The organism is Amycolatopsis sp. NBC_00438, from assembly GCF_036026695.1.
Classification (GTDB): Bacteria; Actinomycetota; Actinomycetes; order Mycobacteriales; family Pseudonocardiaceae; genus Amycolatopsis.
In genome coordinates, this window is sequence record NZ_CP107923.1 from 7,060,542 (window position 1) to 7,072,483 (window position 11,942).

Here is an 11,942-nt window from a genome sequence, read left to right on the forward strand (position 1 = left end):
GAGTCTTAGTGATCGTTTCCTCATTGCCCGGGTTGCCCCTGCGCATGATCGGATCCGGCGCGGGGTCGACAGCCCTGCACCGCAGGGCCACACCCACACCGGGTAAGGAGATGACCATGAACGGCGCGGGTGCCAATGAGGGCCGCCGTCACACTTGGACGCGATTGGCGGGACTGCTCGACAGTCTCGCTCTGCTCTTGGAGGTCGCCGCTTCGGCGGACTGCCTCCAAGACAGCAACGGCCTGGCAGCCAAAGCTGCCAGGCTCGCTGCGATCGGGCTCCGGATGGCCGCGAAGTTGGTTAGCCGGTAACCCTCATTGAACAGCCGTGCGCAGCGGTCGGTGTCTTGACCACCGGCCGCTGCCTCGGTCCGCCTGTCACGATGTTACCCATACAGCGGCCCGAGGGAAAGTTAGTCTGAAAGTTCAACAACCTCAGACTCTCCTACATTCGAATACAACATACCGCTTGACCGTCACGCTTCACCGCGAGAATGTCTCATCTTCCCAGGTCGAGAGCGTCAAGCATGATCAACCAACGAGCGATAGCTATAGTAACTTGGAAAGCCAAGAGATCACATATACTAACCAATAGTGCGCGTCATCATAACCTAAAGAATCAGCACTTTACGTTTGCAAACCGCGCCAAGAATACAGGCGCTCGCTACCCCTCAGACCGACGAACCTGACTGTGAACGCAAATCGCAGGCGAAGCTGCAGGCGGTCAGCTCGGATAGACCTCTCCAGAGGAGCATATTTCGACCTCCACAGCCGACAGTGCGCACAAGCAGCCCGCCAACTAAGGGCGCGGGCTGCAAGGCAACACCCTGTCAAAGCGCCTACTACTAGGCGCTCAAGCGCTCCACAGCCGCGTCGACCCGCTCATCGGTCGCCGTCAGCGCGACGCGGACGTGCCGGCGGCCGGTCGGGCCGTAGAACGTGCCCGGCGCCACCAGGATGCCGCGGTCGGCGAGCCACGCCACCGTCGCGTGCGCGTCCTCGTCGCGGGTGGCCCAGAGGTACAGGCCGGCTTCGGAGAAGTCGATGCGGAACCCGTTGTCCTGCAACGCCTTCCGCAGTGCCAGCCGACGGCGGGCGTAGCGCTCGCGTTGCGCGGCCAGGGCCTCGTCGTCGGTCAGGGCGGCGACCATCGCCTCCTGGACCGGGCGCGGCACGATCATGCCCGCGTGCTTGCGGATCTCCAGCAGCTGCGCGATCAGCCGCGGGTCACCGGTCAGGAACCCGGCGCGGTAGCTGGCCAGGTTCGCCGACTTCGACAGCGAGTGCACCGCGATCAGGCCCTCGGTACTGCCGCCCGAGACGTCCGGGTGCAGCACCGACAGCGGGTCGGTCTCCCAGCCCAGCGCCAGGTAGCACTCGTCGGACACCACGACGACGTCACGCTCGCGCGCCCACTCGACGACCTTGCGCAGGTGCTCAACGGGCAGCACCTTGCCGGTCGGGTTGGACGGCGAGTTCAACCAGATCATCGCCGGGCGCTGCGGGCCCAGCGCCGTCAAGCCGTCGGAGCGCAGGATCGACGCGCCCGCGAGCAGCGCCCCGACCTCGTAGGTCGGGTAGGCCAGCTCCGGGATGACGACGACGTCGCCCTCGCCGAAGCCGAGCAGCCGCGGCAGCCAGGCGACGGCCTCCTTGGACCCGATCGTCGGCAGCACGGCGCCGGCCTCGATGCCGGTGACCCCGTGGCGGCGGCCGAGCGCGGCGATGGCCGCCGCGCGCAGCGCCGGGATGCCGTGGGTCGTCGGGTACCCGGGGATCTCCGAGACCGACGCCAGGGCGTCACGGATGCCGGCCGGGACCGGGTCGACGGGCGTGCCGATCGAAAGGTCGACGACCCCGCCGGGATGCGCCTGCGCCGTGGCCTTGACCTCGGCGAGCGAATCCCAGGGGAAGTCGGGCAGCGCGACGCGGCTCATTCGCCCTGAGGCTGAGGGGGCAGCGCCTTGACGAAGGCGGGGTCGTGGGCGGTCTTGCCGACCTTCGACGCGCCGCCCGGCGAGCCCAGCTCGTCGAAGAAGTCGACGTTGGCCTTGGTGTAGTCCGACCAGTTGTCCGGGACGTCGTCCTCGTAGTAGATCGCCTCGACCGGGCAGACCGGTTCGCAGGCGCCGCAGTCGACGCACTCGTCCGGGTGGATGTACAGCATGCGTTCGCCCTCGTAGATGCAATCCACGGGGCACTCGTCGATACACGCCTTGTCGAGCAAGTCGACGCAGGGCTCGGCGATCACGTAGGTCACTGCGCACTCCTGCTTTTCTCTGCCAACAGCCAGTCGCCGCCGACATTACGCGGGACGGGCACCGGTCGGGATGGTGAGGCAACCCTTAGCCATACTCGGGGTATGGCGAGGATCAACGGTCGCGGCGGCGCTTGGGCGGCGTGGCGCGGGCGTCGCCGGTGATCACGAACTTGGGCTGGGCCGGCGCACCGTCTTCGTCCTGCTTCGCCCCGACAGCACGGTTGAAGCCTTCGGAGATGTCGTCGACCAGCTCTTCCTTGTGCCGTTCGTCCTTGCGCTGGACGCCCATCGCACCCGGCCTCCTTCGGAAATCGGTTCGCCGCCTCAGGGACAATCTAGCCGTGAACGGTCCCGAAATGCTTGAGATCCGCTGCAGCCGGGCCTGGCCCCCGCTCACCGAGCAGTCCCTCGGCGACTGGGTGCTGCGCTGGGCCGGCGGCTTCACCGGCCGTGCGAACAGTGTGCTGGCCGTCGGGGACGCCGGACGACCGGTCCGCGAGGCCCTGGACGCGGTGTGTGACTTCGCCCACGATCGGGGGATCCCGCCGATGGCGCAGGTGGTCCGCGACAGCCCGAACGAGCACGCGATCGCCGCCGGGGGCTGGGTCGAGGCGAAGGGCCACCGCCGCGGCCACGAGGTCGTCGTGCTCACCGCGCCGCTGACGCCAGAGCGGCACTTTCACGTGAAAGTGGCGCCCCCAGGTGGTCACTTTCACGTGAAAGTGCCGGATGAGCCCACCCCCGGCTGGTGGGAGCTGACGCTCGGGCCCGGCGAGGACTCCCCCGCCGCGCGGCGGGTCCTGACCGGCGGGAAGGTCGGCTACGGCGTCGCGACGCTCGACGGCGTCACCGCCGGTGTCGTCCGCGGGGCGCTGGTCGACGGCTGGCTGCACGTCGGGCGGCTCGAGGTCGCCCCGGCCTTCCGGCGCCGCGGGCTCGCGTCCGCGCTGATGGGGGCGCTGGGCGCCTGGGGCGTGGAACACGGAGCCGGCCACGCGGTGTTGCAGGTCGCGGAAGGCAACGAGGGCGCGCTCGCGCTCTACTCGGGGCTCGGGTACGCCCCGCACCACCGCTACCGCTACTGGGTGCCCGCACCCGGCTCGCGCATCGAGGGAGAGGAAGATCCGACGTCGTGAAGATCGTGGTGATGGTCGGCGGAGTGGGCGGGGCCCGGTTCCTGCTGGGTGTGAAGGCGGCGCTGGGCATGGCGCCGGAGGGTGCGAGCGAGTCGCCGCACGAGGTGACGGCGCTGGTCAACACCGGCGACGACGTCTGGATGCACGGCCTGCGGATCTGCCCGGACCTGGACACCTGCATGTACACCCTGGGCGGCGGGATCGACAAGGAGCGCGGCTGGGGGCACTCGGGCGAGACCTGGGTGGTCAAGGAGGAGCTGGCGGCCTACGGCGCCGACCCGGACTGGTTCGGGCTCGGTGACAAGGACATCGCCACCCACCTGATCCGGTCCCGGATGCTGCGCGCGGGCTACCCGCTGTCCGCGGTGACCGAGGCCCTGTGCGACCGCTGGCAGCCCGGCGTCCGGCTGCTGCCGATGTCGGACGACCGCGTCGAGACGCACGTCGTGATCGACGACCCGGAGCAGGACGGCCAGCAGAAGGCCATCCACTTCCAGGAGTGGTGGGTGCGCTACCGCGCCGAGCCGAAGGCGCACTCGATCGTCGCCGTCGGCTCCGACGAGGCCAAGCCCGCGCCCGGCGTGCTCGAGGCCATCGCCGGCGCCGACGCCGTGCTGCTCGCGCCGTCGAACCCGGTGGTGTCGGTCGGCACGACGTTGGGTGTGCCGGGGATCCGGGACGCGCTGCGCAAGACGTCCGCCGGTGTGGTCGGGGTGTCCCCGATCATCGGCGGCAAGGCGTTGCGCGGGATGGCCGACGCCTGCCTGACCGCGATCGGCGTCGAGACGTCGGCCGAGGCCGTGGGCCGGCACTACGGCTCGCGCAAGGACGACGGCGTGCTCGACGGCTGGCTGATCGCCGAAGGCGAGACGGCCGACGTGCCGGGCGTGACCGTCCGCGACGTGCCGCTGCTGATGTCCGATGTGGACGCGACCGCGGCGATGGCCCGCGCCGCTCTCGAACTCGCTGGAGCCCCTGTTGAGTAACACCGCCGACCACGCTTCCGCGAAGCTGGAGGTCCTGCCCGTCACCGGGCTGCCCGAGTTCCGCCCGGGCGACGACCTGACCGGCGCGATCGTCACCGCCGCGCCCTGGCTGCGCTCGGGTGACGTCGTGGTCGTGACCAGCAAGATCGTCTCGAAGGCCGAGGGCAGGCTCGTCCGCGTGCCGACGGATCCCGAGGCCCGCGACGCCGCCCGCCGCAAGCTCGTCGAGCAGGAAGCCGTGCGGATCGTCGCGCGGATCGCCCGCACGGTGATCACCGAGAACCCGCTGGGCATCGTGCAGGCGGCGTCCGGCATCGACGCGTCCAATGTGGCCGGTGACGAGGTCGCGCTGCTGCCGGCCGACCCCGACGCGTCGGCGCTGGCGCTGCGCAACGGGCTGCGCGAACGGCTCGGCGTCGAGGTCGCCGTGGTCGTCACCGACACCATGGGCCGCGCCTGGCGGATCGGGCAGACCGACAACGCGATCGGCTCGTCCGGGCTGCGCGTGCTGCACGCCTACCGGGGCACGATCGACGGCCAGGGCAACGAACTCGCCGTCACCGAGGTCGCGATCGCCGACGAGCTGGCCTCGGCGGCCGACCTGGTCAAGGGCAAGCTGGGCGGGACGCCGGTCGCCGTCGTCCGCGGCTTCGACATCTTCGACGACGGGTCGACCGCGCGGACACTCATCCGCCCCCTCGAAGAAGACCTGTTCCGGCTGGGCGCCAACGAAGCCATCGCGCAGGGCCGCCGGGAAGCCGTACCGGCCCGGCGCTCGGTGCGGCAGTTCAGCGACGAACCGGTGAGCCCGACGTCGATCCGGCGGGCCGTCGGCTCCGCGCTGACCGCGCCCGCGCCGCACCACACGCACCCGGTGCGGTTCGTCTGGCTGCGCGACGGCGCGAAGCGCAAGGAACTGCTCGACGCGATGCGCGAATCGTGGCAGGCCGACCTGAACGGCGACGAATTCACCCCGGAGCAGGTCGAGAAGCGGCTCAGCCGCGGCGACATCCTTTACCGGGCCCCGGAAATCGTCATCCCGTTCCTGGTGCCGGACGGCGCGCACACCTACCCCGACGCCCGCCGCAACGACTGCGAGAAGACGATGTTCACCGTCGCCGGTGGCGCCGCGGTGCAGGGCCTGCTGGTCGCGCTCGCCGCCGAAGGCCTCGGCTCGTGCTGGATCGGGTCGACGATCTTCGCCGCCGACGTCGTCCGCGACGTCCTCGGCCTGGACGAGCGCTGGCAGCCGCTCGGCTCGGTCGCGATCGGCATCCCGCTGGCCGAGCCGGACCCGCGCGGCCCGGCCGCGGCCGGCGAAGGGCTGCTGGAGCTGTGAGCTTGCACGCCGACGCCGTCGCGACGCTGGTTTCCTGGCGGCCGGCCGAGCCTTCCCAGGAGTCGCTGCGCCAGGCGTTCCTCGGGTTCCTCGCGGCGCGGGAGGACACCTGCAGCCGCTCGTGCGAGGCCGGGCACCTGACGGCGTCCGCGGTGCTGCTGGACCACACCGGCACGCGGGTGCTGCTCACGCTGCACCCGCGCGTCGGGCGGTGGCTGCAGCTCGGCGGGCACTGCGAACCTTCCGACGTGTCCGTGGCCGACGCGGCGCTGCGGGAGGCGACCGAGGAGTCCGGCATCGCCGGCCTGCGGATCGGGGCCGCGCCGGTGCACCTGGACGTCCACCCGATCACCTGCTCGCTGGGGGTGCCCACGCGGCACTTCGACGTCCGCTACGCCGTGCACGCGCCGCCGGGCGCGGAGCCGGTGCGCAGCGACGAGTCCGACGACCTGCGGTGGTGGCCGGTGGACGCGCTCCCGGCCGGCTCCGAAGATCTCGCCGATCTGGTGAAAGCGGCCGTTTCCGTCGGTGCCGGGCACTAGCCTGGACCCGGGAGAGGGAGGAACCAGATGGCTACGCAGTTCCCCGAGCGGGTGCACATCCACTCCGGCGGCGGCAGCGGCAGCGGGGTGTTCGGCTACATCGTCGTCGGCCTGCTGATCCTGGCGATCATCGTGTTCGTGATCGTCGTCGCGGTGCGGGTGTCGAAGATGCGCCGCGCGGAGGCGATGAAGAACGGCGGGTCGTTCCCCACCGCGAACTTCCCGCCGCAGCAGGGGTTCGCGCCGCCGTCGCAGAACTTCCCGCAGCCGGGTGGGTTCGCGCCGGCGCCGCAGGGGCCGCCGCCGTCACAAAGTTTTCCGCAGCAGCAGGCCGGCTTCACCCCGCCGCAGCCGGGTTTCCCGCCGCCGTCACAAGGGTTTCCGCAGCCGCAAGCCGGCTTCGCCCCGCCGCAGCCGGGATTCCCGCAGCAGCAGCCGGGCTTCGCGCCGGTGCCGCAGGGCACGCCGCCGCAGGGGTACTACCCGCCGCAGCAGCCGCCGCCCGGTCCGGGAGCGGGGCCGCAGAGCTGGTGAGCCCGATCGTCCCCTTCGACAGCGCGTCCCCGGTGCCGCCGTTCGAGCAGGTGCGCGCCGGGCTCGCGGCGCGGATCAACGACCGCTCGCTGGCCGTCGGCACGAAGCTGCCCACCGTGCGGCAGCTGGCCGTCGACCTCGGCATCGCGCCGAACACGGTCGCGCGGGCCTACCGGGAGCTGGAAGAAGCCGGGCTGATCGAAACCCGCGGCCGCGCGGGGAGCTTCGTCGGCGCGTCCGGCGACCAGACGCGCCGCCGCGCCCAGCAGGCCGCGGCCGAGTACGCGGCGGTCACCCGTAGGCTCGGCCTGGACGCAACCGAGGCGCTGTCGATCGTCCGCGCCGCGCTCGACGAAGGGAACGGCTGACCCGTGACCGCGCTGATGCTGTTGATCCTGCTGGTGGTGCTCGGGGGCATCGCGGCGGTCGTGATCGTCGTGATCAACGTCTCGAAGCCGAAGCAGCCGCCGTACCCGCCGCAGCAGTTCCCGGGCTACCCCCCGCAGCAGCCGGGTTACCCGCCCCAGCAGGCCTACCCCGGCCAGCAGCCGGGCTATCCCCCGCAGCAACCGGGCTACCCGCCCCAGCAGCCGGACTACCCGCCGCAGCAGGGCTACCCCGGCCAGCAGCCGCCGCCGTACCCGCCCCAGCAGGGCGGCTACCCCCCGCAGCAGTAGCCGAATGTCCTGAAGGGCACCCTCATGGCTTTTACGTCCCTGAGGGTGCCCTTCAGGACATTCCGGGGGTCCTCACATGGCGCGGTATTCGCGTAGTTCGATGCGGGGGCCGAAGCGGGGACGGCGGTGGCCGGCCGCCTCGAGGTAGCGGACGGCCCGTTGGCGTTGTGGCGCGTACGGGACCAGCAGTTCCGCCATCCCTTCGTCGTCGAGCTTTTCGCCCAGCAGCGCGTGGCCCACCATCGACGGGATGTTGTAGTCGCCGAAGCTCACCGCGTCCGGGTCGCCCCACGCGCGCTGCGCGATCTCGGCGGCCGTCCAGACGCCGATGCCCGGCACGTGCCGCAGCAGCAGCCGGCCTTCGCGGCCGCGCAGCTCCACCGCCCGTTCCAGGTGGTGCGCGACGCGGGCGGCGTTGAGCAGCGCCGTCCGGCGCTTGATGTCGACCCCCGCGCGGTGCCAGTGCCAGTCGTGCAACGACCGCAGCGCCACCGGCGTCGGCGGCACGCGCAGCCGGTCCGGGCTCGGCCCGGGCGCCCGCTCGCCGAACCGGCGGCACAGCTCCGCCCACGACCGGATCGCCTCCTTGCCGGTCACCTTCTGCTCCAGCACGGCGAGCACCAGCCAGTCCCACACGAACCCGGTCGCGCCGAGCCGCAGGCCGGGGTTCTCCCGGCGGGCCCGCGCGACGACGTCGTGGTGCGCGACGAACCCGCTGTCGTCGTCGTCCGCGCCGAGCAGCGCCGGGACGCCGCTGAGCAGCCGGTCCGCGCCGTCGCCCCAGGCCGCGGCCTCGATCCGGCCGTCGGTGAGCTTGCGCAGGGCGAGCGTGCCGGGGCCGTCCGGCGTGTTCGACGCGAGCCAGGTGATGCCGCGCTCGTCGGTGAGGATGTTGAGCGATCCGCGCCCGCGCTTCAGCGGACCCAGGACCCGGCCCAGGTCGACTTCGAACGCGGGACGCCAGAACATCGGCTACGCGTCGCTCGAGAAGCGGACGGAACCGTCGGGCAGCACGGTGTCGGGCCAGATCCGGGCGCCGTCGAGCAGTTCGCAGCCGGCGCCGACGGACACGCCGTCGCCCAGCACCACGCCGCGCAGCACCGCGCCGGCGCCGACCCGCGCGCCGTGCCCGAGCACCGAGTTCTCGACGATCGCGCCTTCGGAGACGGCCGCGCCGTCGAACAGGACCGAGCCGTCGATCTTCGCGCCCGAGCCGACGACGGCGGCGACGCCGATGGTCGAACCACCGGACAGCTCGGCGTCCTCGGCCACCGAAGCGCCGTCGAGGACCAGGAACTCGCCGGTCCGGCCGGGCAGCGCCGACGTCGGCGCGATGCCCCGCACCAGGTCGGCCGAGCCGCGGACGAACGCTTCGGGCGTGCCGACGTCCAGCCAGTAGGACGCGTCGACGAACCCGTGGATGTGCGCGCCCTGCTCCAGCAAGCCGGGGAACGTCTCGCGCTCCACCGAGACGCGGCGCCCGGTCGGGATCGACTCGATCACCGGGCGGCGGAAGACGTAACAACCGGCGTTGATCTGGTCGGTCGGCGGGTTCGGCGTCTTCTCGAGGAAGGCCTGCACCCGGCCGGTTTCGTCGGTCGGCACCGACCCGAACCGGCTCGGGTCCGGGACACGCTGCAGGTGCAGCGTGACGTCGGCGCCGGTGTCGTGGTGCACGCGCAGCTGCTCGCCGAGGTCCGAGCCGGAGATGATGTCGCCGTTGAAGACGATCACGTGGTCGGCACGCAGCTTGTCGTAGACGTTGCGGATCGCGCCCGCGGTGTCGAGCGGCTCCTCCTCGACGACGTACTCCAGCTCCAGCCCGATCGCCTTGCCGTCGCCGAAGTACTCCTCGAACACCTCCGCGCGGTAGCTCGTCCCCAGCACGACGTGCCGGATCCCGGCCTCGCGGATGCGGGAGAACAGGTGGCTCAGGTAGGGCGTCCCGGCGGTCGGGAGCATCGGCTTGGGCGCCGACAGGGTGAGCGGCCGCAGCCGGGTGCCTTTGCCCCCGACCAGCACGACGGCGTCGACGGCATCGGTTCGGACCTCGGACGTCACGGAAATCTCCTCCTGTATCACGCACCGCTGAGCGACAAGCCGCGGGAAACCCTGACGGAGGTCGCCCGGAGGGCCTACCCTAGACAGGAAACAGGCGGGCCTTTCCCCAGAGGGCCCCCGGGTCAGTCGGGAGGCCGAGGGGATGGACCCCCGCGATCGGGCGGACGCCCTGCTCGCACGAGCCCAGGCACGTGGTGTGTTCGTGGTGACACCGGACAGCGCCATTTCGCCCATGGACGCCTCGAACACGCAGCAGATACCGCGGGCCGCCATCGACGGTCTCGACAGAAGCCAGGACCCGGACACGACCACGCAGCTGCCGGCGTCGCTGATCGAGGAGAACGACCACCCGCTGGCCGGCAAGTCGCCGACCCGGCGGCTGGAGGTCTCCGGCGCCTCGGGCGTCACCAGCGCTTCGGGCGCGCGGCGCCAGCAGGTGACCACGCCGCTGAGCACGCCGTCCCCGACGACGCCGTTGAAGACCCCGGTCACGACGCCGCTCGCCCGCCGGCCCCAGGCCGAGCCGATCACGAGCCCGCTGAAGGAGCCCGATCCGGAGGACACCGGCCTGGTACCGACGGTGACGCAGAACAACGGCAAGTCCGACCTGTCGCGCCGGCTCGACGGGATCTAGCGGGTCTCGAGCTTCAGCCGGAGCTTGAGGCCGAGCTTCACGGCGGCCAGGACCGGCTTCCAGGCGAGGCCCTGGTGGCGGTCGGCGAGGTAGCGGTAGGCGCTGTCGTGGTGCGCCTTCAGCATCTTCTCCGACGCCTGCGACGTCGAGTGCCCGCCTTCGTGCATCACGCTGGACGACGGCACGTAGACGTTCTGCCAGCCGGCCTTGGCCACGCGGTCGCCGAGGTCGACGTCCTCGAAGTACATGAAGTAGCGCGTGTCGAAGCCGCTGACGGAGTCGAACGCCTCCCGGCGGAACAGCTGGCACGAGCCGGACAGCCAGCCCGCGACGCGCTCGACGGGCGTGCCCGTCTCCTGCCGGTACTGCCTGGTCCAGGGGTTGCCGGGCCAGACCTTGGCGAACGCGGCGTGGCCGATGCCCCGGCCGAACGACGGCAGCAGCCGCGCCGACGGGTAGACGGTGCCGTCGAGATCGTGGATCAGCGGCCCGAACGCACCCCCGCGCGGCCACCGCTCGGCGGCGTCGAGCAGCGCGTCGAGCGAGCCGGGCTCCCATTCGAGGTCCGGGTTGACGACGACGATCCAGCCGTACCGGTCGTCGAGCTCGGCGACCCCGCGGTTCGCGGCGGTCCCGTACCCGACGTTCTCCCCGATGGTGAGCAGCCGCACGTTCGCCCGCGGCCGCGTGATCTCCTCGAGGGCACCCTCGACGGAAGCGTTGTCCGCGACGACCACCTCGACCTCGCGCTCGGTGGCCTTCTCGAGGGTCTCGAGGAACCGCTCGAGGGTGTCCTCGGAGAAGTAGGTCACGGTCACGACGCCGACATCATCGCCATAGCGGGAGTCCTCAGTCACCCGGCCATTGTCCACGCGTCACCGAGCGTGAATCGGGTGCCCCGGGCCAGGAGCAAGGTGGAAGAAGCCAGCGGGTCGGCTCACGTACCTGAGCAGTCGGCTCGCGTGCCCAGAGGGTCGGTTCACCAGCCGACCGTCTGAGTACGCGAGCCGACTGTCCGGGTACGCGAGCCGACGGTCCGGGTACGCGAGGTCAGCGGGTGCGGAGGTGGCGGGACCAGGCCTTGGCGTACGCCTCCCGGTGCCGCTCCGCAGCGGGTCCTTAATTAGTCACCTGAAGTAGCCGCCCGATCGCGGAACGCATGACCGACGCGCCATGATGATCCGATGACGGTGCACGCCTTCGTCGACGAATCCGCACGCGGTGGCAGTTATCTGTTGTGTGCGACCGTTGTGGAGCCCGCCCACCTGACGGCGACCCGGCGCGCGTTGGCCCCGCTTTTGCTTCGCGGCGCGCGTGAGCTGCACTTCAAGAAGGAGAAGGAACCTCGCCGCCGGATGCTCATCGACCGGATCGCGGCGTTGCCGGTCTCCGCTCGGCTCTACCTCGCCGAGTGCGCGCCCAAGACCGAAGAAGCCGCTCGGCAGCGGTGCATCGAACGCCTGGCGGAGGATCTGCTCGGGCTGCGAGCACACCGGCTGGTCCTGGACTCCCGCGACCACCGCGACGGTCACGACCGCCGGACCTTGCAGCTGGCGCTGGGAGTCCGGCCGTCGAAGACGGAACTCACCTACGAGCACGTCGACTCGACAGCCGAACCGTTGCTGTGGATCTCCGACGCGGTGGCGTGGTGCTTCGGCGCGGCTGGTGACTGGCGGCGCCGGGCGAGCCCGCTGATCACCGAGGTCCTCACTGTCCGAGGGCAGCGAAAAGCCCGTGAGACGACCGTCCGGACGCGTCACGGGCTTTCATACTC

Annotated in this window: 15 protein-coding genes; 8 read left to right on the plus strand and 7 right to left on the minus strand. The window is 71.2% G+C overall.

Annotated features, from left to right (window positions below; genetic code table 11):
• Positions 1–844 precede the first annotated feature (844 nt).
• From dapC to OG494_RS31715, 3 genes are all read right to left on the minus strand, one after another.
• Entirely contained in the window at positions 845–1,936 is a 1,092-nt protein-coding gene (gene dapC, locus OG494_RS31705) for a succinyldiaminopimelate transaminase (protein ID WP_328444963.1), read from the minus strand.
• The gene (fdxA, locus tag OG494_RS31710; RefSeq protein ID WP_328444964.1) at positions 1,933–2,259 is read right to left on the minus strand and encodes a ferredoxin; all 327 of its coding nucleotides are present in this window, start codon (positions 2,257–2,259) and stop codon (positions 1,933–1,935) included. The genes dapC and fdxA overlap by 4 nt, the downstream gene beginning before the upstream one ends.
• A 112-nt stretch (positions 2,260–2,371) precedes the next feature.
• A complete protein-coding gene (locus OG494_RS31715) occupies positions 2,372–2,548 on the minus strand; it encodes a hypothetical protein (protein WP_328444965.1) in 177 nt (58 codons plus the stop codon).
• Positions 2,549–2,600: 52 nt separating this feature from the next.
• Between OG494_RS31715 and OG494_RS31720 the strand changes: the two genes are divergently transcribed.
• The 7 genes from OG494_RS31720 to OG494_RS31750 are packed head-to-tail and all read left to right on the plus strand — an operon-like array spanning position 2,601 to position 7,473.
• A complete protein-coding gene (locus OG494_RS31720) occupies positions 2,601–3,395 on the plus strand; it encodes a GNAT family N-acetyltransferase (protein WP_328444967.1) in 795 nt (264 codons plus the stop codon).
• Positions 3,392–4,381 (plus strand): 2-phospho-L-lactate transferase, encoded by a 990-nt coding sequence (cofD, locus tag OG494_RS31725; RefSeq protein WP_328444969.1) that lies wholly within the window; start codon positions 3,392–3,394, stop codon positions 4,379–4,381. The genes OG494_RS31720 and cofD overlap by 4 nt, the downstream gene beginning before the upstream one ends.
• Positions 4,374–5,720 carry a coenzyme F420-0:L-glutamate ligase gene (locus tag OG494_RS31730; protein WP_328444971.1) on the plus strand — a complete coding sequence of 449 codons (1,347 nt, stop codon included), beginning with the start codon at positions 4,374–4,376 and terminating at the stop codon, positions 5,718–5,720. Before cofD ends, OG494_RS31730 begins: the two co-directional genes overlap by 8 nt.
• Entirely contained in the window at positions 5,717–6,262 is a 546-nt protein-coding gene (locus OG494_RS31735) for an NUDIX hydrolase (RefSeq protein WP_328444973.1), read from the plus strand. The genes OG494_RS31730 and OG494_RS31735 overlap by 4 nt, the downstream gene beginning before the upstream one ends.
• A gap of 27 nt (positions 6,263–6,289) precedes the next feature.
• A complete protein-coding gene (locus tag OG494_RS31740; protein ID WP_328444975.1) occupies positions 6,290–6,796 on the plus strand; it encodes a hypothetical protein in 507 nt (168 codons plus the stop codon).
• Entirely contained in the window at positions 6,793–7,164 is a 372-nt protein-coding gene (locus tag OG494_RS31745; RefSeq protein ID WP_328444977.1) for a GntR family transcriptional regulator, read from the plus strand. The genes OG494_RS31740 and OG494_RS31745 overlap by 4 nt, the downstream gene beginning before the upstream one ends.
• Before the next feature lie 3 nt (positions 7,165–7,167).
• Positions 7,168–7,473 (plus strand): hypothetical protein, encoded by a 306-nt coding sequence (locus OG494_RS31750; protein ID WP_328444979.1) that lies wholly within the window; start codon positions 7,168–7,170, stop codon positions 7,471–7,473.
• Positions 7,474–7,545: 72 nt separating this feature from the next.
• On the opposite strand, the gene OG494_RS31755 is transcribed toward OG494_RS31750, so the two are convergent.
• Positions 7,546–8,442: a DNA-3-methyladenine glycosylase family protein gene (locus tag OG494_RS31755; protein WP_328444980.1), complete on the minus strand. Its 897-nt coding sequence runs from the start codon at positions 8,440–8,442 to the stop codon at positions 7,546–7,548.
• Between the two features lie 3 nt (positions 8,443–8,445).
• Positions 8,446–9,534 carry an NDP-sugar synthase gene (locus OG494_RS31760; protein WP_328444982.1) on the minus strand — a complete coding sequence of 363 codons (1,089 nt, stop codon included), beginning with the start codon at positions 9,532–9,534 and terminating at the stop codon, positions 8,446–8,448.
• Positions 9,535–9,676: 142 nt separating this feature from the next.
• On the opposite strand from OG494_RS31760, the gene OG494_RS31765 reads away from it, so the two are divergent.
• Positions 9,677–10,168 carry a hypothetical protein gene (locus tag OG494_RS31765; RefSeq protein ID WP_328444984.1) on the plus strand — a complete coding sequence of 164 codons (492 nt, stop codon included), beginning with the start codon at positions 9,677–9,679 and terminating at the stop codon, positions 10,166–10,168.
• Here the strand turns inward: OG494_RS31765 and OG494_RS31770 are convergent.
• A complete protein-coding gene (locus OG494_RS31770) occupies positions 10,165–11,025 on the minus strand; it encodes a glycosyltransferase family 2 protein (RefSeq protein WP_328444986.1) in 861 nt (286 codons plus the stop codon). The genes OG494_RS31765 and OG494_RS31770 overlap by 4 nt on opposite strands.
• Positions 11,026–11,295: 270 nt before the next feature.
• On the minus strand, positions 11,296–11,700 hold the full coding sequence (locus tag OG494_RS31775) for a hypothetical protein (RefSeq protein WP_328444987.1): 405 nt from the start codon (positions 11,698–11,700) through the stop codon (positions 11,296–11,298).
• Positions 11,701–11,942 lie beyond the last annotated feature (242 nt).

Coding starts and splice junctions, on each gene's coding strand:
- OG494_RS31765 (WP_328444984.1), top strand. CDS start 9,677: ATGGACCCCCGCGATCGGGCGGACGCCCTGCTCGCACGAGCCCAGGCA.
- OG494_RS31740 (WP_328444975.1), top strand. CDS start 6,290: ATGGCTACGCAGTTCCCCGAGCGGGTGCACATCCACTCCGGCGGCGGC.
- dapC (WP_328444963.1), bottom strand. CDS start 1,936: ATGAGCCGCGTCGCGCTGCCCGACTTCCCCTGGGATTCGCTCGCCGAG.
- OG494_RS31755 (WP_328444980.1), bottom strand. CDS start 8,442: ATGTTCTGGCGTCCCGCGTTCGAAGTCGACCTGGGCCGGGTCCTGGGT.
- OG494_RS31715 (WP_328444965.1), bottom strand. CDS start 2,548: ATGGGCGTCCAGCGCAAGGACGAACGGCACAAGGAAGAGCTGGTCGAC.